Source organism: Paenibacillus agaridevorans, assembly GCF_003112455.1.
GTDB classification, from domain to species: domain Bacteria; phylum Bacillota; class Bacilli; order Paenibacillales; family Paenibacillaceae; genus Pristimantibacillus; species Pristimantibacillus agaridevorans.
The window spans coordinates 15,574-34,488 of the sequence record NZ_BDQX01000011.1; the positions used below are offsets into that span (position 1 = coordinate 15,574).

At 45.6% G+C, this 18,915-nt stretch carries 15 protein-coding genes and 1 pseudogene; 14 read left to right on the forward strand and 2 right to left on the reverse strand.

The genetic code is table 11. From position 1 onward, the window contains the following. Positions 1-3: 3 nt before the first annotated feature. Together PAT3040_RS00395 and PAT3040_RS00400 are read left to right on the forward strand one after the other, a co-directional pair. A complete protein-coding gene (locus PAT3040_RS00395) occupies positions 4-3,303 on the forward strand; it encodes an InlB B-repeat-containing protein (protein ID WP_108991067.1) in 3,300 nt (1,099 codons plus the stop codon). A gap of 90 nt (positions 3,304-3,393) precedes the next feature. After that, positions 3,394-4,209, forward strand: a complete 816-nt coding sequence (locus PAT3040_RS00400) for an alpha/beta hydrolase (protein ID WP_108991068.1) — start codon at positions 3,394-3,396, stop codon at positions 4,207-4,209. Positions 4,210-4,237: 28 nt separating this feature from the next. Here PAT3040_RS00400 and PAT3040_RS00405 read toward each other — a convergent pair whose 3' ends face one another. After that, positions 4,238-5,113 (reverse strand): AraC family transcriptional regulator, encoded by an 876-nt coding sequence (locus PAT3040_RS00405; RefSeq protein ID WP_181376356.1) that lies wholly within the window; start codon positions 5,111-5,113, stop codon positions 4,238-4,240. 126 nt (positions 5,114-5,239) lie between these two features. Here PAT3040_RS00405 and PAT3040_RS00410 point away from each other — a divergent pair, with 126 nt between their 5' ends. The 12 genes from PAT3040_RS00410 to PAT3040_RS00465 all read left to right on the forward strand — a co-directional run bounded on the left by PAT3040_RS00410 (position 5,240) and on the right by PAT3040_RS00465 (position 18,299). Next, positions 5,240-7,450, forward strand: coding sequence for a glycoside hydrolase family 88/105 protein (locus PAT3040_RS00410; protein ID WP_108991070.1), 2,211 nt, complete (start codon positions 5,240-5,242; stop codon positions 7,448-7,450). Positions 7,451-7,493: 43 nt separating this feature from the next. After that, complete coding sequence (locus PAT3040_RS00415; protein WP_181376357.1) at positions 7,494-8,231, forward strand: SDR family NAD(P)-dependent oxidoreductase; 738 nt, start codon at positions 7,494-7,496, stop codon at positions 8,229-8,231. 28 nt (positions 8,232-8,259) lie between these two features. Beyond that, on the forward strand, positions 8,260-9,363 hold the full coding sequence (locus tag PAT3040_RS00420) for a hypothetical protein (protein WP_108991072.1): 1,104 nt from the start codon (positions 8,260-8,262) through the stop codon (positions 9,361-9,363). A gap of 20 nt (positions 9,364-9,383) precedes the next feature. After that, positions 9,384-9,767 (forward strand): RidA family protein, encoded by a 384-nt coding sequence (locus PAT3040_RS00425; protein WP_108991073.1) that lies wholly within the window; start codon positions 9,384-9,386, stop codon positions 9,765-9,767. Further along, positions 9,754-10,590 (forward strand): SMP-30/gluconolactonase/LRE family protein, encoded by an 837-nt coding sequence (locus PAT3040_RS00430; protein ID WP_108991074.1) that lies wholly within the window; start codon positions 9,754-9,756, stop codon positions 10,588-10,590. Before PAT3040_RS00425 ends, PAT3040_RS00430 begins: the two co-directional genes overlap by 14 nt. Positions 10,591-10,640: 50 nt before the next feature. After that, the gene (locus PAT3040_RS00435; RefSeq protein ID WP_108991075.1) at positions 10,641-12,098 is read left to right on the forward strand and encodes a serine hydrolase domain-containing protein; all 1,458 of its coding nucleotides are present in this window, start codon (positions 10,641-10,643) and stop codon (positions 12,096-12,098) included. Between the two features lie 195 nt (positions 12,099-12,293). Then, positions 12,294-13,487, forward strand: coding sequence for a winged helix-turn-helix domain-containing protein (locus PAT3040_RS00440; RefSeq protein WP_108991076.1), 1,194 nt, complete (start codon positions 12,294-12,296; stop codon positions 13,485-13,487). Between the two features lie 94 nt (positions 13,488-13,581). Next, on the forward strand, positions 13,582-14,367 hold the full coding sequence (locus PAT3040_RS00445) for a helix-turn-helix transcriptional regulator (RefSeq protein ID WP_108991077.1): 786 nt from the start codon (positions 13,582-13,584) through the stop codon (positions 14,365-14,367). 177 nt (positions 14,368-14,544) lie between these two features. Then, on the forward strand, positions 14,545-15,024 hold the full coding sequence (locus PAT3040_RS00450; protein ID WP_108991078.1) for a DUF1579 family protein: 480 nt from the start codon (positions 14,545-14,547) through the stop codon (positions 15,022-15,024). 261 nt (positions 15,025-15,285) lie between these two features. Further along, positions 15,286-16,872, forward strand: a complete 1,587-nt coding sequence (locus tag PAT3040_RS00455; RefSeq protein ID WP_258234767.1) for an MFS transporter — start codon at positions 15,286-15,288, stop codon at positions 16,870-16,872. Between the two features lie 39 nt (positions 16,873-16,911). Further along, positions 16,912-17,115 carry a heavy-metal-associated domain-containing protein gene (locus PAT3040_RS00460; RefSeq protein WP_108991080.1) on the forward strand — a complete coding sequence of 68 codons (204 nt, stop codon included), beginning with the start codon at positions 16,912-16,914 and terminating at the stop codon, positions 17,113-17,115. A 188-nt stretch (positions 17,116-17,303) separates the two neighbouring features. Further along, positions 17,304-18,299 (forward strand): NAD(P)/FAD-dependent oxidoreductase, encoded by a 996-nt coding sequence (locus PAT3040_RS00465; protein ID WP_108991081.1) that lies wholly within the window; start codon positions 17,304-17,306, stop codon positions 18,297-18,299. Positions 18,300-18,479: 180 nt separating this feature from the next. Here the strand turns inward: PAT3040_RS00465 and PAT3040_RS00470 are convergent. Then, a pseudogene (locus PAT3040_RS00470) lies at positions 18,480-18,857 on the reverse strand (fumarylacetoacetate hydrolase family protein); the annotation flags it as partial. Between the last annotated feature and the right edge of the window lie 58 nt (positions 18,858-18,915).

Below are 18,915 nucleotides of genomic sequence, written 5' to 3' on the forward strand. Positions count from 1 at the left end.
TAAATGGCTGTCAAATCGAAACCAAGATGGAGATCCTTGTTTATTGCAGCATTATTGATTTCATTTGTTATTCCTAATTCCATATTTGCAGGTTATACACATGCGCCTGTTGTTATTACCAGTCCGTCTTCTCCTATCCACATAACAGTGAACGGCGACACCGTGAAATCGGATGTACCGCCTAAGTTTATTGATGGTAAAATATGGGTTTCTGCTGAGACGATGGCTCATTACTTATATTCGGTGTTCTATGAGTCTATCGATGGCAATCAATTTGTTCTAAAAAATGATTATTATGAAATGACCGCTGAATACGGAAGCAACCAGGTTACATTAAATAACAGTTCAACGATTGCCACGCGAATGCCCTTTAAGGATGGGGTCAGAAGCTTTATCCCCTTGGATACTCTGATGTATGCCTTTGAAGCAACATACACGTGGAATGCCTCGACCAATACCGCAGAAGTTCTCTTTGATGAAAACCGACATATTGCCGATGAAGCCGCATTGCCGGTAGCAGTTCCGGGTGTTGATATTACGGCCGTGGGAAAATCGAGAGATGGATACTATAGTATTCCTTCCTCCGATCCGAATGCTGTAGTTACGGTATGGCGGAAATCGGCGGATCCGGCCAACTATGTAATACCTGCTCAACCGAGAAATACGGGAAACGCCTGGGTTATTCAGCCCAAACCCGGTTATAATGCGACAACGGGAGCCTTCGAAGGAGCGATTAGTTATCTGGCCGGAACCGGCGGAACTAACGAAATCATAAGAGTGAGAATTGAATACTCCGACGGCGTAACGCCGGATAAGGTATTTAAAACAACCATTTCCACAACCAGTCAATACGGTTCCGGAAATCCTATTCCCAATACAGGCGGCCAGCTGCTATTGAGAACTACGTTCAATAATATAAGCATGTATCTGAATTATGCCGGTTATACGACTCCTGGCGATACGTTTACTTATACCCTTCCGATTGCTGCTCCAAACACAATGCAGGTTGTTCTTGACCCTGCCAATGAGGTGCGCTTCAGGAAAGTAGGAACCATACCCTGGGAAAATGGTCTTGCACTGGCCTACGATTCGCCTAACAAGCAGTTCAGAGGCTCTATCGTCGGTCTCGAGCCCGACACGGAATATGAAGTGGAGGTTAAAGTACTCAAGGACAACTCTACGTACACCCAAACGATAAGAACATGGAAAGAAGAAGTCCCGATTGCAACGGATATCCCGATCGCATCCATCTATGAGCCGGGAAAACCGTTGTCCATTCAAGGGATAAGAGGAACACCCAACGGATATATCCGTATCATTGGAGATGGCAGTACGGTTGTCGAAGTCTCCGATGAATTCTGGGAAGCGGTATCGATCGGACAGTCCGAATATGTGATTTTGGAAAACTTAATCATACGTGGAGGCAAGAGAAGCGCCATATCGGTTCTCAGCTCCAGTCACCACATCCGAATTATTAATAATGATATTTCCAATTTTGGTAGAGTAGCCACACAATATCTGGGCAAACAAACGATTACCTCGCATGCAGATCCGAATTTAGCGGTTGACTTGCGTACAGGGCATCTTTACTCGGCCAACGCCACGCCTGTGAACAATGACTCCGGTATTTTTGTAAGTGACGCGAGCAATCTCGTCATTGAAAAAAACTACATTCATGACGCCAGAACCAAATCCAATGCATGGAACGCCGGCGGCGGCAGAGGGTGGTATGAAAATGCACCGGGATTCTTCGAATGGAATGAAAAACATCCTCAAGGTGTAAGCGGCATGTATGCAAGAGGCGGACAAGGTGTCGTTATTCGCTATAACGACATTGTCGGAAGCGATGATCACCGGTTTAACGCTGGCATTGAAACGTTTGTAAACGGCGATAGAGACGGCGGCGTTGGAACGGATTCCGACGTGTACGGCAATTATTTGGCGTATGCTCAAGCCGACAGCATGGAATTAGAAGGCGCGGATATGAACTTAAGGTTCTACAACAACAAAATAGAAGGAGTCTCCGGCGGCTTCGGCATGGATTCCAATTATGTAGGTCCTGTTTATGTGTATAGAAATCTTCTAATGAACTTGGGTGACGAGTGGGGATTGATTCAAGGAATAACCAAGCACGGAACAGCTCCTAGAGAATGGACGAAGGGGCTCGGAGTTAACTATCTGTTTAATAATACCATTCTTAGTTCATTAGGTCATATAACCCGTAAAGACGCTCAAATCTATAGACCGTATTATCGGAATAATATTATTGAATCCATTGATAGTCCTGTTGGCGGTCAAAACGTAATTACGATTAAACATATGTATAATTATCCCGGCGCGAGCTACGATTTTGACTTGTTTAACGGGACCTCGGCATCCACGAATGCCACTAGTACCGGAGGACCTGCGCCAATTGTTGAGCCTAATGGGATAACGGGAGTAAAAACCGGAACCGCCATTGCTCCTGATTCCAGCAAAAAGGCAACGTTTACCAACAGAGCCGAAGGTGATTTAAGCCAAACAAGCGGAAGTCTTGGTTTTGATGCGGGTACAACCATTCCGAACTTTGTAACCGCGGCTGATTACGCAGGAGTCGCTCCTGATATTGGGGCCATAGAAAGCGGAAAAGATGTGATTATTCCTACCAGACCAACCGCTTTAAGGTCGGATGGCAGCAAGTATCAGGTTAACATTACAGGCAATGCAACTCAACAAGTCACGATCAAAACAGCCGGTGTTCCAACAGGAACCCAATATGATTTGCTGAAAAACAATGATTATGATTGGTTTACCGTTACAAATTCACTAGGGAATACCCAAGGCACTATAACGGAGGGTGTTGACTTGGTACTCACTGTAACAGGCAACCCCAAGAAAATCGGCAAAAATTTCTTAGGCGAGCAATTTGGAACTACCATTACAAAAGGCCTTGTTGACCTTGCCAATTCGGCCGCAAATGTATTAACGGGGCAACCGGCAAAAGGAAAAGGAGCTTTCCTTGTTAAATTGGATGATGGTCTTTCTCTGCCAATTTCGGTTTATGTAACCGAAGGCAGCTATAATGCGAGCTATACTCTTACCTATAAGTATAATGACGGCGTTACATCTGATGGGACAGTGACAGTTAACGCAAACGGAATGTCGCTAGGCGGAACCGTTACAGCTCCGACGCCGCCTACAAGGGTTAATTATACCTTTTTAGGATGGTTCGACGAAACGTTAGCTCATCATTTCGATTTCAGCAAAGCAATTGAAGCCGATACCGTACTTTATGCAAAATGGCAGCCGGTCTCTACTCCATAACTGCTATTGACATCGTGTTGCAACCCTGATCTCGTTAAGAGATCAGGGTTTTTAGACTAAATCACAACAAACTTATGAGGGAGGATTATCATGATGATGGAGCGGACGTATACATACAAGACGGTTGGAAGCTGCAACATTCAAGCAGACGTATACAGATTGGAGGATGAACTGATTCGCCCGGTTATTGTATGGGTTCACGGTGGCTGCTTAATGCGCGGGAGCAGGATGGATATCAGGTCTCGTGGTTTAATGAGTTATGTCAATGAAGGTTACACCGTTGTTTCGATTGATTACCGTCTTGCCCCTGAAGTCAAGCTGAAGTCGATTATTGAAGACTTGCAGGACGCTATTCGATGGGTGCGTGAACAAGGACCTGACCTGTTCCAAATTGATTCCGACCGTATGGCGGTCATCGGATCCTCGGCGGGAGGTTATTTGACATTAATGTCTGGATTTTGCGTGGAACCGAGACCGCTTGCTTTGGTATCTCTTTTTGGATATGGAGATATTGCGGGGAAATGGTATGCGGAGCCGGATGCCTATTACTGTCAGATGCCTCCCGTGTCGCGCGAGGAGAATTTATATATTTATTGTCGACAGAACGGTCTTTGGCCGAACATAGTCGTCGGTCACGATCCGAAGACGGAGCCGCGCGCTTTCGATGCCTTCTGTCCGATCCGTAATGTGACGCTTGATTATCCTCCAACTTTGCTGCTTCATGGCGAAGAGGACACGGATGTGCCCATCGAACAATCGATCATCATGCAAGCCGAGCTATCGAGAGTCGGTGTGGATAATGAGTTTGTCCGATACCCCGGAGAGGGACATGGTCTCGACGAGAGTTATAGTGATGCGGTCGCCAAAGCGCTTTTATTTTTGAAAAAACACATACATTTTAATTGAGGCTTAATGGTGGCAGCGCACATTTTCCTTATAAATTATGTGTGTTGTTTTTGCGATATTGGTGCGGAGAGGTTCCGATGTGGGTTTTGAATAATTGGCAGAAGTAAGATACATTGTTCAGCCCGACAGCAGAGGAGATGTTATGAACAGGCTCTGCTGTTGTTCTGAGCAACCAACAAGCTTCCCTTAATCGTTTGGCCGTTAAATATTCCGTAATGCTGCTGCCCGAAAATTTGCGAAAGAGCTGTGATACATGTGTGGTAGTTAAATGCAGGGATTCTGCCAGATCTACCAGCTTGAAGGGATTCTGATAGTGGTCATCGATCCATTTCATGATGTGTTCAACATGATGGATTGGGCGTCGGAAGGAGGAACCTAGGTCCGGTTTATATGACCAATGAGCTCGTAAATCCTGCAGGAAGGCCATCAAGAAAATGGTGAACGCTTCTTCGTGTTCTTCCTTGGGAGTCATCCGTAAAGCATATTCTAATTTTTTTAACTGAACATCCCATTCTGCCGCTAATTCGGGCAAGTACAAGACTTGACAGGGAAGGGTATCCTTCCACAAGGATCGAAAAAAACTCTGCGTTTTGGGCAAAGTGCTGAGCATGTTGTCAATAATTGACGGTTCAAATATAAACTTAGAGCGTTCGTAGAATTTGTTTGTTTTCGTATTTAAATCCATTTTGACCCTATGCAGTTGATAAGGTTGGAAAAACATTAATGTGTTTGGTTTTATCTCGTGCATAAATGTATCAATGATGACGGAGCCTTCCCCTTCATGCACATAGATAAATTCCATGCCTTGGTGAGCGTGATAAATGTCCCAGAAGACAGTCGTTTGACGATGAAACATCATCTGGACCGGTTCAGTCTGAAGTCGAAAATCCTTTATGAGAGTCAATAGGAGGCCCTCCTCTAAACGCATCACAATATAACAACATATTATCATAATGCAGGGCAAAGACAATACGATTGTTGGAGTCTAAAATGGAATCATAAAAACGATTTCATTAAGGAGCAGATCCCAATGCTAACAACACAGCATTTCGACGAGCAGCAAAGCATGCATGCACGATGTGGCCTAAATACCCAGCGTATCCTGGAGAATATTGCTAACCGATATATCGGGACGCACCCCTCGAACTCGTTTACTTGGCGGTTGTATAGCCGACAAGGATTTAGGCAATTGGCAGATGGCAGATATGACCTCAACCTGGGAGAGAAGTTTCCTGATGCGAAGAACGGACAGTTTGGCTACGCCTTCACCCAAATTTGGAGCGAAACGGACAGGGTTGTAGAGTGGGGACTCAGCTGCTATGGCCCGGCAATCGTGTATGTGAATGGACTGCAGTTCTATAAGACAGAGGCGGTTGATGAGCTGAACCCTACGAAAAAAAGCAGTTTGAAAATACCGCTGAATTCGGGTTGGACTACACTCATGATTAAATTGCGTAAAACGGCATCGGGGTTCGGATGTATCCTCGGTACGATTCGAAGCAAATGGGCTAATCCTCCTGCCTTATCACCTTTCAAGGAGCGAGCAGGTCAAGCAGGATGGATTTACTCGCTTCCCACAGATGAAGATGTGTACAGAGATCGTGCGTTGCCTGTGCCCGATCAAAGTGAGATGGAGACGGGCATTGAATGGCGGCCATCGTTAAGGTGGGGAGCAGACAAGATCAGGCAACCTGTTTTCACGAGAATGTTCGGCAATCAAATTAAAACAGCTCAGTATGCTTTTGGTTGGACTCGCCTGCTTTGTCAATCTCCAGGCAAGCAACTCTACTCCTTTAGGGGAACCACTCAGAGCGCAGCACTAACCGTCTGGATAAACGGAATAGAAGTCTTCCATTCCCGAGCCTCTGAACCTATCCATTTTGATATCGATCTCGCCTATGGGCAACATCAACTCTTGATACGATCAGAAAGTAATGGGGAAGATTGGGGATTCCATTTAGACATCCATCAGAATGATAAGTTATGTGAGATCGAGCTTCCACATCCCATACAAGGAACAGATGAACGCTGGTTGTACGCAGGACCTTTTCAAAATGATAGAACGTATAAGCCTGAAGAACTGCAAACGATGTATACAGTCTGGGAACCAGAGAACGGAGGCCTTTATTGGCGGCTGGATCAACCGAATGCTTGGGTTCGTCCCTATTTGGAAAATATGAATTTTGCACGTTGGAACTATCCGCTAGGCGTCACGCTGTATGGATTACTACATGCTGGCAGAATGTTGGAGCGAGAAGACATCGTACATTATGTGACCCACCATATATCGGAGTGTACCAAACTTTACGATTATGCACTATGGGATGGTCAACAGTACGGCTTCCCATGGGTAAACCATCAGTTGGTTGAATTGGATATGTTGGATGATTGCGGTTCGTTTGGCTTTGCTATGCTAGAGGCTTATACAGAAGAGCAGGAAAGTACTTATCTGAAAGTAGCCGAAGCGATAGCCGATTTCATAATTAACCGTCAGGAACGTAGAGAGGACGGGGCATTTTATCGGGAAAGTCCCGGATATTACATGGAGAAGACACTTTGGGGCGACGATTTGTATATGAGCACCCCGTTCATGAAACGCTATTATTCACTCACGGGGGATGTGGCCATTCTTGATGATGCAGTTGAGCAATTTATGTCCTATAAAAAATATTTATACATGCCTGAGCTGAAAATTATGTCGCATGTTTATGATTTTAAATTTAACACAGCCACATATGTGCCCTGGGGCCGTGGGAACGGTTGGCCGATATTTTCGCTGTCGGAGCTGCTGGAAGTATTACCTTCAACCCATTCCCGCAGAGCAGATTTAGTTGCATTTTTCCAAGAGTTTTGTGATGGAATACTTTCACTTCAAGGGGAAAACGGTTTGTGGCATCAAGTTTTGACCCATCCCGATTCCTATGAAGAGACCTCCTGCACGGCCATGTTCATTTACGCTTTCTGTAGAGGTTTGCGTATGGGTATCCTGAAGGATAATCGTTCCGCATTTGAAGCTTCGATTCAACTTGCCTGGAAAGGACTAACAAGCAGGGCGATCGACCAGTATGGCAATGTGCATGGTGTGTGTGTAGGATCAAAATATGCGTTCACCGCTGATTACTATAAGGATGACTTGAAATGGAAGACAAACGATGCTCACGGAATCGGCATCGTGTTGCTGGCTGGCATAGAAGTTGAACAATTGAAGATTTTTTTGGGAAGCGATGAGACCCTCCAATGAAGCAAATATCCGCATCTTATTATCTAGAACAGGAGGCGATCAAATGGATTTGCCGCTTCGGGACAAAGTAATTATTGTGACCGGTGCGCTTGGCAAAATTGGGCTCGCCTCGGTGCGGATTTTTTTAGCCAAGGGTGGCAAGGTCATCGCCAATGATTGGGTAGCTGCAGAAGAATCCCCCGATATCATTGCGATGCTAAAGCAGTATGGCACGGATCGCCTGCTTTTCGTGCAGGCTGATGCAAGCAATGGAGATCAGGTCGCCGACATGTTCCAGCAAATTCTAGAGCATTTTGGCCGTTTGGATGGGTCATTCCATAATAGCTACACGCAGAATCGAAAACAGGTTGCAGAATATACATTGGAGGACTGGAACCAAGTTATCCAAGGCACGCTCACTTCGACATTTCTCATTTGCAAGCATGCCATCCTGTTGATGAAGCAATCCGGAGGCGGATCAATTATCAATACATCTTCAGTCCTTGGCGTAAAACCAAGGGCGGGAGAAGGAGCATACGGGTCATCCAAAGCCGGGATCAATTTCTTGACGCAGGTTATCGCTGCCGAGAATGCTGAGCATGGCATACGAGCTAATGTGATCATACCGGGAGATATTAAGAAGCTGTCGCCCGAAAAGCCGGGAACGATGCGAAAGGATATCTGGCTAAGGCGCAGCGGTACCCCTGACGAAGTATCCGAGCTTGCTTCGTTCCTGCTGTCCGATGTTTCTTCGTATATAACGGGATCGCTGTATACGATAGACGGAGGGATTCAGATTTGAACCCGATGAAGACGGAGGCGGTTGAAGTATGAAAAAACGAGTCGCAGCTGTAATTACCCAGTATTGGCTCAACTCGCACGCAGATGTGATTATTAGCAGGTTGCTCGGCGAACTAGGATATGAACCACAAGTCGAACTGGTTGCTATGTATGTTGAGCAAGTAACGGATAGAGACTTGAGTCACGAGCTGTCCGCCAAGCATGGCGTACCAATCTGCGCGACAATTGAGGAAGCGGTTGCATGGGGCGCTCCCGAACGGAAAATCGACGGTATTGTCGTAATCGGAGAGCATGGGGATTACCCATGGAATGAGAAACAACAGCACTTGTATCCACGGCTGCGGTTTATGCAAGAGACGTTAGCTGCAATGGAGTGTCACGGAATCCGCGTGCCGATATTCCTGGATAAGCATTTCTCCTATGATAACGGCGATGCGCGCTGGATTTATGAGAGAGTTAAGAGTCGGGGTATTCCTTTCATGGCTGGATCCTCCATTCCATATACGGATTATGTACCTGACTTCGATCGATCCTTTTTACAGGGAGGTCGTACTTTCTTTGTCGTCAGCCATGGCGGGCATGAATCCTACGGATTTCATGGCTTGGAAGTTTTGCAAGTATTGGCGGAGCAGCGACGTGGTGCCGAGACGGGGGTTGCGTCCGTTCATGCTTTGGCTGGCGATGAGATGTGGCAGGCAATGGATCGGGCGGAGTGGCCGGAGGCGCTGATGATGAATGCGCTAGCACTCGAGCCGGAACTATCCGGAAGGCATCCCCGCTATGAATGCCCCAATCCCGCACTATTTGTTGTTGCGTATAAAGACGGAACAATGGGATATGTGGCGCAACTTGATAAATTTGCCACCCGATGGAGCTTTGCTGTTCAGGAACATGGGGACGCTTATATAGCAGCGTACTGCAATACGGGGCAAGAGCGGCCATATAGCCATTTTACTAGATTGACTGAATTGATCGAGGAGATGATTCTTTATGGCACGCCTCCTTGCCCGATTGAAAGAAACCTGTTGACCACTTACCTCATTAATACGGCAATGGAATCCTTATATCAGGGGCGCCCGTTGTCCTTGGACGAATTGGGCGTTGCGTATGATCCACGAGAAAGCTACTCTTGAAAAATATTGGAGGTCTATTTATGCGAACGGAGATAATGAGTTCAGGCAACAGCAAACCGGTCTCTTCTGCTATCAAAACGGGATCATTGGTTTTCGTATCCGGGCAAGGCGGACTTGATCCTTTGACAGGCTCCGTTGTTGGCAGTGATCTGGAATCGCAAACGGTTCAAACGATGGAAAACATTAAAAAGATTCTCGACGCTGCGGGACTTACTTTGGACGACGTGGTGAAATGTAATATTTATTTGAGCGATAGAAAGCTGTATGAGGAATTCAATAACATTTATAAACGTTTCTTCAACAGCCCGTATCCTAGCCGCACGGCTATCTATTGTGATTTAAACTATGATCTGCTCGTTGAAATTGATGTAATCGCTCAGGCTTCCCTTGATGAGTCAATCTAATTTTATTAGTCGGTCTTTTACTGAACCCAAAGGTTTCACTTCGGGAATTGAAGGGCCTGCTTGCGATCGGGAAGGCAATTTGTATGCGGTGAACTTTGCCCGTAGACATACAATTGGAAAGGTGACGCCTGCAGCCGAATGCTCCATATTTCTTGAATTGGCAGATGGGAGCACTGGCTGCGGGATCCGTCTGAACCGACTGGGGGAAATGTTGATTGCCGATCATACAGGCCATAATATTCTGAAAGTCGATATCGCGACTCGCCAAATATCCGTATTTGTTCATGAACCGGCTATGAATCAACCCAATGATCTTGCGATTACTTCAAACGGGGTTATTTTTGCCAGCGACCCGAATTGGAAGGATTCTACTGGACAACTCTGGCGTATCGATGCAAGCGGCAAGGCTGATTTATTGGAAGCTAATATGGGAACTACCAACGGAATTGAAGTTAGTCCGGATGAGAAGACGCTTTATGTAAATGAAACACGACAACGCCGAATTTGGGCATACGATCTATCCGTGGACTTTCTAATTAGCAATAAACGACTTTTAATCGAATTTCCTGATTTCGGACTGGATGGGATGCGTTGCGACATAGCCGGAAATCTATACGTTACCCGTCATGGCAAAGGCAGAATTGCCAAAATTTCACCAAGCGGTGAGTTGCTTGTAGAAGTCCCTTTGTTGGGCAAAGACTGCACCAACCTGACTTTTGGCGGAATTGACGGACGCAGTTGTTTCGTGACAATTGCCGATGCAGGGAATATCGAAATATTCCAAGCGGATCTTCCCGGCAGGTGCTGGCAGCTACTCCAGTAATCGCTTGGTTGAATATTGTAGCAGGATCATTAATGAAGAGGTGACAGAGAATGTCTGGAGTGGCAGAAAAGAACTTGTTGCCGACTGGTATCCCCGAAGAGGAGGGTATTCCATCATCCTCCATACTTAATTTTATTAAATGTCTAGAAGCTAACCACTTGTGTATGCACAGTGTCATTATATTGCGATCGGGAAAAATAGTATCGGAAGGATACTGGAGTCCTTTTACAGTTGACAAAAAACATCGTATGTATTCTACAAGTAAAAGCTTTGTTTCAGTTGCAATCGGTTTAATGGAAGGAGAAGGACTTCTGTCTCTGGATGATCGTGTCATTACATTTTTCCCTGAAAAGCTTCCCCTTAAGGGAGTGCATCCTTATATAGAAAAAATGACTATTCGTGATCTGCTAATGATGGCATCAGCTCATGAAAAGACTACTTTCAAGCAAGTTGATGATGATGACTGGGTGAGGACGTTTTTTACGGTTCCGCCAACCCATCTCCCAGGTACTGTTTTTTCGTACGATACTTCTGCGACAATTACGCTTACCGCAATCATAGAGAAAGTAAGCGGGATGTCTTTGCTTGAATATATGCATCCTCGTCTACTTACTCCAATCGGTTTTTCGGAAGATGCTTACTGTCTAAAAACGCCATTAGGAGTCTCTAACGGGGGTTCAGCCATTTTTTGTACCTCGCGTGATCTTGCGAAATTTGCATTAACTTGCATGCAGGAGGGGAATTTTGACGGCAAGCAGTTAATTCCTGCGGATTATATTAAAGCTGCAACATCTTATCAAATAGATACCACAAACTCGACTTTCAATTATATTGATAATCAGCAAGGTTATGGTTATAAGTTTTGGAGAACTCGTAATAATGGGTTCTCTCTCCAGGGAATGGGGGGGCAGCTTGCTGTATGTTTGCCGGACAAGGATCTGCTAATTGTTACTACGGCAGACACTCAGCCGAATCCAGATGGCCTGCAAACTATTTTAAATGCAATCTGGAATGAAATCTATCCGCATCTTTCAGACGTTCCATTGATGTCAGACGAAAAATCATTTCGGGAATTGTTCGAGAAAACAAGCAATCTTTCTATCCTGCTCCCGGAAGGACAGTCATCTTCTCCAGTTATAGAAAGTATAAACGGAAATACGTATCAATTAACGGATAATCCTATGAACATAACTAAATTAAGAGTAGTTTTCCATGAAGGAGAGGGGATATTGGAATATGAAAATGATGATGGCAAGCAACAGATAGTCTTCGGTTTTGGAAAAACAATTGCTCAAAAGTTTCCTGTATACGATTCTGACTGTATAGCTGCTGCTGCATGGAAAGATGAAAATACATTATATATTAATCCAATGATTATAGATGATTACTTTGTACATTTAAGAATTACCCTATGTTTTAAAGACAACACCGTTACAATTGTAATGAAAAAGTATGCAGAGCGTATATTGGGAGAATATTTAGGCTTTGCCAGTGGAGTGAAAATCTAGTTGGGTCGTAATACGTTGCACGGATTCAAGAACCGGTCGATGCGTGGCGATCGATACGACCAATCCAGCCGCTGTCTTGATGAATGGCGGGATATGGGTATCCAATATATGGTACAATAGATCTCGGAGTAATTTATAGTTTCTCCCTATGATATTGCGATCCCGAAAGAAATAGAAAGAGGAGCGGATGCGCACATGATTCAATTGACGAACCGCCAAGCAAGGCAATTTCTGTTATTGAAGCACGGGCTGTTGGGCGAATATCAATTTAATGGAAAGCAGGGCGTATTGGATTTTGTGCGGCAGGTCGGCTGTATTCAATACGATCCCATCGATGTTTGCGGAAAAAACGCCGAATTGGCACTGCAGTCGCGAATCAAAGGATTCACCAAAAGCATGCTCGACGAGTTGCTGTATAAAGATAGAAGTCTGGTCGACTATCCCGATAAGAACCTGGCCATTATCCCTCTCGAGGACTGGCCGTATTTTGAGCGATACAGGCAAGCCGCAAGGCAGCATGCCGTGCGCTATCCTGAAATGGAAGCTTTGACAGAGCAAGTACGGGCACATATTCAAGATCATGGTGCGGTTAGTTCGGATGATTTGAAATTAGAGGGAAATTTCGCTTGGCAATCGGCCATCCACTGGAGCGGCGGAAACAACACATCCCGGTCGGTGCTGGAGCAGATGTACTCGACAGGCGAATTGATTATCCATCACAAAAAGGGTACCCGTAAGTATTACGATATCGCCGAGAAGTACATACAGCCAAATCTGCTGAATGCGCCGGAGCCGCTGCCTGACGAGCTCGAGCATCACAAGTGGCGGGTATTGCGCCGGATCGGCGCTGTTGGCCTTTTATGGAATCGCGCATCCGACGCCTGGCTGAACATATGGGGATTGAAGACAGAGCAGCGCAACGAAGTTTTCCGCCAGTTGTTGCACGAGGCTCGCATTATTGCTGTTACCGTGGAACAAATGAAGGATATGCTGTACTGCCGCGCGGAAGATTTGCCGCTTATTGAAGCCGTCCTGCAAAATCCGGCGCCGGAATTTCGTTGCGAGCTGATTGCCCCGCTGGACAATATGATGTGGGACAGAAAACTAATCAACAAATTGTTTGGCTTCGATTACACCTGGGAGATTTACACGCCGGCAATTAAACGTAAATTCGGCTATTATGTGCTGCCGCTATTATTCGGAGAGAGCTTTATAGGACGAGCCGAGGTAATCGCGGAGCGAAAAGTCGGGACGCTCGCCGTTAAAAACATTTGGTATGAGAACGGCGTAAAGCAAACCAAGCAATTGCGATCAGCCTTGGACGATTGTTTTCACAAGTTTGCGTTATTTAACGGTTGTGAAACGATTTCGACAAAGTCTATTTACTAATATTTCCTGCAATTTCAGGGGGATTCGAGGTGCTGTGACAATTGTAGTATTCTGAAATTATGTTTTATGACCAAATGTTACGAGGTGTGTAAGGGTGGAGAGAAAGTATGTAGAAATCGATAAAGTAATTGAATACATCAAACAACATATTTACGAACCCATTTCTCTTACCGAATTGGCTCGTTATGCAGCCTACAGCCCTTACCATTTCATTCGAATTTTCAAGGAAAGAATGGGTGTTCCACCTCAGTATTATGTTTCTACCCTTCGATTACAACATGCAAAGGACTTATTAATACATACGAATCTGAGTGTTCGCGATATTTCATTGGAAGTTGGACAAAGCAGTCTTGGAACCTTCACAACACGATTTACTGAACGAGTGGGGATGACGCCATCAGAATTTCGAAATTCACCAGTGATGTCAGAACATTTTTTACATTCCTTACATCAATTTAATAATTGGGAAGTATCCATTAATAAACGATCCCAATATGCTAAATTAGAGGGTAACATTAAAGCAGAGATTCCTTTTGCTGGTATCGTACTTGTTGGTTTATTTCCCAAACCAATTCCAGAAGGCTTGCCTTTATATGGAACATTACTGCGGCAGCTAGGTGACTTTTGCTTCACAGATGTCAAACCGGGGTCGTATTTTCTTATGGCTACATCCGTTTCTTGGGGGTCGCAGACCGTAGACTTCATACTCCCACACAGCACGTTGCGAACTAGAACAAAAGATCCTATCATAATCGAATCAGGTAAACCCGTACCTTTTCAGAAAGTTATGCTCTATACTCCTCTCTTGGACGATCCTCCAATTTTAATTTCGCTCCCACTATTGATGGAAAGGTTTCTCAATCGAATAACTTATAAGTAAATATGATCCTAAACAGCAATCCATGAGAAATGATGCATGGATATTTTTGCTATAATAGGCCTGCACAATTAAAAACACTATTCTGGGGGTGATAATACAGGTCAATTTCAAAGACATTCAAGGGTTCAATGCTTTGCAAAGATAAACTTATGAAAACAAAGAAAAGAGGAAAATTTCATGACAATGAATGACAAAACCCAAGATCTACAGCATTTACCTGTTCCTGGTCCTGAACACAGACTTCTAGAGATATTTGTCGGTAAGTGGAATACGGAAGGGGAAATTAAGGCTACTTCATCCAGCCCTGCAGCCAGACTAATTGCAGTGGACACTTACGAATGGCTACCTGGGGGGTTTTTCCTTATTCACAAAGTGGATGGACATATGGGGAATGAGGTAGTCAAAACAACGGAGATCATCGGCTATGATTCTTCGAAAAAGACGTATTTCACTCGTTCTTTCGACAATCAAGGAAACGCAGGTGCTTACCTAGCAAATCTACAAGATCGTTTCTGGACGATTAATGGCGAATTGGAACGCTTTACGGGCGAATTCAGCAATGATGGTAACACCTTAAAGGGGAAATGGGAATTATTAAGTGACGATTCTAATTGGCAACCTTGGATGGATATCAAGTTAACTAAAGAAATATTGTAAAAAACAAAACCTAATAGAGATCCTGCCACAACCTGCCGACAGGGCAGATAAAGCCGATTGTCTGAACGCTTGAGTGTTCAGCGCAGTCGGCTTTTTTGTTATAGGAAATTATACAACCCCCAGACTTGTGAACAACAGGTTGAAAAACCTAACAGACACAAATCGAAGAATAGTGTCGTTTATGTCCGACCAATTCATTCTCTGGGCTTTCACGGAGTTTAAAAAAACAAATTGACAAATAGGGTAGGGGCCTATACTATATTGTTGTCGGCAAGTGAAACTTTTGGAATCATTTTGATCTCGCTTTTGACGGCCGTCGGAGCAAATTCACTTTCAAAATTTTCTTGTCGATTCGTAAAACTGACTCAGCAGGTTTTCAAAAAGATACTTTACAAGGAGAGTATATTTATGGTGAATCAAGCTCTTTCTCAACCGGATCCAAAGCGTTGGAAAGCACTGGTTTTGTTATGCTTGGCAAACTTTATGGTTATTATGGACACCTCGATTATTGGGGTTGCGCTGCCCGCAATAAAAGAAGCTCTAGGCTATTCACAGGCTAATTTGCAATGGGTATTTAATGCATATGTCATTTTCTTTGGCGGCTTGTTGTTACTCGGGGGTCGTTTGTCCGATCTGTTTGGGCAGCGGCGCATGTTCATGTGGGGATTTGCGATCCTGACGTTGGCCTCTTTGCTTGCGGGCTTGGCTTGGAACGAGGAGTCGCTTAACATCGGGCGTGCCTTGCAAGGATTCGGTTCCGCATTAATTGCCCCCTCAGCATTAACCATAGTCATGATGTTGTTTAGCGGCAACCCCAAGGAGTTAGGAAAAGCATTAGGGTTTTGGGGCGCTTCGGCTGCTGCCGGCGGATCGGCTGGCGTATTTCTAGGAGGTGTCATAACCGAGTGGTTAAGCTGGGAATGGACATTTCTGATTAACATACCGGTCGGTATCATCGTCATGCTTGTAGCCCCTGGAATTTTATCGAAAGGGGTACGAGGAAAAGGAAGCATCGATGTTATCGGCTCTATCTTCGTAACGGCAGCATTGGTATTGGTGGTATATGGCATTGTGACTGCAGAACACAATGGATGGGGCGCGCAGACCACCTTATGGACACTCATTTCGGGGGCCGCATTGTTTATCCTGTTCTTGATCATTCAGGCCGTAAAAAAAGAACCGCTTGTTCCGCTTGGGATCTTTAAGGCGCGAAACTTGGCTGCAGGTAATATCGCACTCTTTATGCTGTCCGCCGGATGGATTCCGTTATGGTTTTTCCTTAATCTCTATATGCAGCAAGTATTGAAGTTTTCTGCTTTAGCAGGCGGATTCGGTTTGTTGCCTATGACCGTACTCACTGCCATCTGTATGATGTTCATTTCCGGCAAATTGATCGGAAAGTTTGGCGTGAAAGCCAATTTGGTCATCGGATTGATCGCCCTTGGAGGATCGTTGATGCTTTTCGCAACAAACACGCCGGTTGATGGTAATTACGCAACACATATACTTCCAGCCGCATTGCTAGGCGCGCTCGGTATGTCGCTTGCTTATATTCCGGCTACCATGGCTGCCATGTCGGGAGCCAAGCCGGAAGAGGCTGGGCTCGCATCCGGTCTTGCCAATACAAGTTATCAGATCGGCTCAGCGATAAGTCTGGCCATCATGGCTGCGATTGCTGCAGCAAGTACAGCTTCCCAAGCTGGTGCTGACCCGGTTACTGCATTAAACGAAGGGTTTCAGCAAGCGTTCCTGTGGTCAGGGATTTTCGCTTTCGCAGGTGCTATCCTGGCCATTCTGTTTATCCGTTCGCCTAAGCCAGGGGAAACAAACGGGCCGGCAGTTATGTAACCGCAGATTAAGGAAGCCACGTGAAAGGAGGTGAAAACAATGAAAGAGGCAACCGTTCAAGTACAAGGCATGAATTGCCGTTCTTGTGTTCCAAGAATCGAAAGCGCGATCCATGCAATCGGAGCTGAAGGGCATGTAAATTTTGAGCAGGGCACGATCGATATTCGGTTTGACGAAGAAAAAGTTCAGATTTCCGATATTGAGGAAGCCATTCAGAAAAAGGGATATAACGTTGTGGTGTGACGGTGAGCAAGGGATGAACGAATAGATGAAAAAATCATTGGTTTAAGAGGAAACCCGGTCGAAGCTCGACCGGGTTTGCTAGATTACCCCAACCTTCACGGAAGAAATCAAAGTTCATATCATCATGATCTGATACGCATGTGCGTTGATGCAAATAGAGAATAAAGAATAGCTTCGGAGGTATTAGAATGTACGAAAAGATCATCACGAACTCGGACGTAGCCATTATCGGCGGTGGTCCATCCGGCATGTTCGCCGCTTTCTACGGCGGCATGAGACAGATGTCTGTTACGCTAATAGAGAGCATGCCGCAGCTCGGTGGCCAGCTCGCTGCATTGTATCCGGAGAAGTACATCTACGACGTGGCCGGCTTCCCGAAAGTGAAAGCCCAGGAGCTCGTCGATAATTTAAAGAAGCAGATGGAGCTGTTCCGAACCGACGTCAGACTGGAGGAGAAGGTATTGGCTGTGCGCAAACTCGGCGAACGATCGTTTGAGATCATCACGGATCGCGCAATTCACCAATCGAAAGCCGTCATTATAACTGCAGGTGTCGGAGCTTTTGAGCCTCGCAGGCTAGAACTGGAGGAAGCGGTGCGCTTCGAGAATTCGAATCTTCATTACTTCGTCAGAGATTTGGAGCGATTCCGCGGCAAAAAAGTGCTCATTAGCGGAGGCGGTGATTCCGCGCTGGATTGGTCGCTGATGCTCGAGCCTATCGCGGAGCGAGTGACTCTCGTTCATCGCCGCGATAAATTCCGGGCTCATGAGCATAGCGTTGAGATGCTGTTACAATCCAAAGTCAACGTCGTCGTTCCGACCGAGATTACGGCGTTTCACGGTGAGGAATATATCGAGCGGGTTGAGCTGACCGACGTGAAAACCCAAAAGACGACGTTGGTCGAGGTCGACGAGGTCATCGTCAATTTCGGTTTCGTCAGCTCCCTGGGACCGATCAGAGAGTGGGGACTTGTCGTCGAAGGCGGTTCGCTCGTTGTCGATACGAAGATGGAGACGAACATTCCCGGCATCTTCGCGGCCGGAGATATATCCACTTATCCGGGCAAGCTGAAGCTGATCGCCGTCGGCTTCGGAGAAGCGCCGACTGCCATCAACAACGCAAAAGTCTACATCGATCCGGACGCCAAGCTGTCGCCCGGACATAGCAGCAATATGAAACTTTAAGCAATAGCGTTTGCGAGAACGAGGCCGGAGCAGGCTGAGCTAAAAAACGACGATTCCCGATCCTTTCAACGACTTGCCCCGTAAAAGCCGTCACTCCTGGTTCGGTGACGGCTTTCTGCGATTAGAGCTGTCTCACTTTTCGGTTGCTGCCTCATGCACTCTCCTGTGATCGAGTTTTTTCTATTTTTCTTCTACCATACAATTCGTCAACGAACCCAGCTTTTCGATTTCAATGGTTACGACATCGTTCGGTTGGAGATAGATTTGCTCTTCTGGCGGATTACCAAGAACAACGCCCTCAGGGGTACCCGTCAATATGATATCGCCTGGTTCGAGAGTCAAATGTTGAGAGATGTAACTGACAATTTCATCGCATTTGAAAATCATATCAGAGGTGTTGGAGTGCTGTCGCACTTCCCCATTGACGATGCACTTAATCTCAAGCTGGTTGGGATTGCCGACTTCATCAGCTGTAACCAGATAGGGTCCGAGTGGGGAAAAATGATCGCAAATTTTACCTAACATCCATTGCGAGGTGCGGAGCTGCAAGTCGCAATAACATAATGAATATGTAAAGGCATGTTCTTGGCGCCCCAATGGTTAGCGGCTTCCGATA

Bases quoted from the DNA above. Each gene is read 5' to 3' on its own strand.
- PAT3040_RS00450 (WP_108991078.1), top strand. From the start codon at position 14,545: ATGACAATGAATGACAAAACCCAAGATCTACAGCATTTACCTGTTCCT.
- PAT3040_RS00425 (WP_108991073.1), top strand. From the start codon at position 9,384: ATGCGAACGGAGATAATGAGTTCAGGCAACAGCAAACCGGTCTCTTCT.
- PAT3040_RS00420 (WP_108991072.1), top strand. From the start codon at position 8,260: ATGAAAAAACGAGTCGCAGCTGTAATTACCCAGTATTGGCTCAACTCG.
- PAT3040_RS00440 (WP_108991076.1), top strand. From the start codon at position 12,294: ATGATTCAATTGACGAACCGCCAAGCAAGGCAATTTCTGTTATTGAAG.
- PAT3040_RS00430 (WP_108991074.1), top strand. From the start codon at position 9,754: ATGAGTCAATCTAATTTTATTAGTCGGTCTTTTACTGAACCCAAAGGT.
- PAT3040_RS00400 (WP_108991068.1), top strand. From the start codon at position 3,394: ATGATGATGGAGCGGACGTATACATACAAGACGGTTGGAAGCTGCAAC.
- PAT3040_RS00395 (WP_108991067.1), top strand. From the start codon at position 4: ATGGCTGTCAAATCGAAACCAAGATGGAGATCCTTGTTTATTGCAGCA.
- PAT3040_RS00410 (WP_108991070.1), top strand. From the start codon at position 5,240: ATGCTAACAACACAGCATTTCGACGAGCAGCAAAGCATGCATGCACGA.
- PAT3040_RS00465 (WP_108991081.1), top strand. From the start codon at position 17,304: ATGTACGAAAAGATCATCACGAACTCGGACGTAGCCATTATCGGCGGT.
- PAT3040_RS00415 (WP_181376357.1), top strand. From the start codon at position 7,494: ATGGATTTGCCGCTTCGGGACAAAGTAATTATTGTGACCGGTGCGCTT.
- PAT3040_RS00460 (WP_108991080.1), top strand. From the start codon at position 16,912: ATGAAAGAGGCAACCGTTCAAGTACAAGGCATGAATTGCCGTTCTTGT.
- PAT3040_RS00435 (WP_108991075.1), top strand. From the start codon at position 10,641: ATGTCTGGAGTGGCAGAAAAGAACTTGTTGCCGACTGGTATCCCCGAA.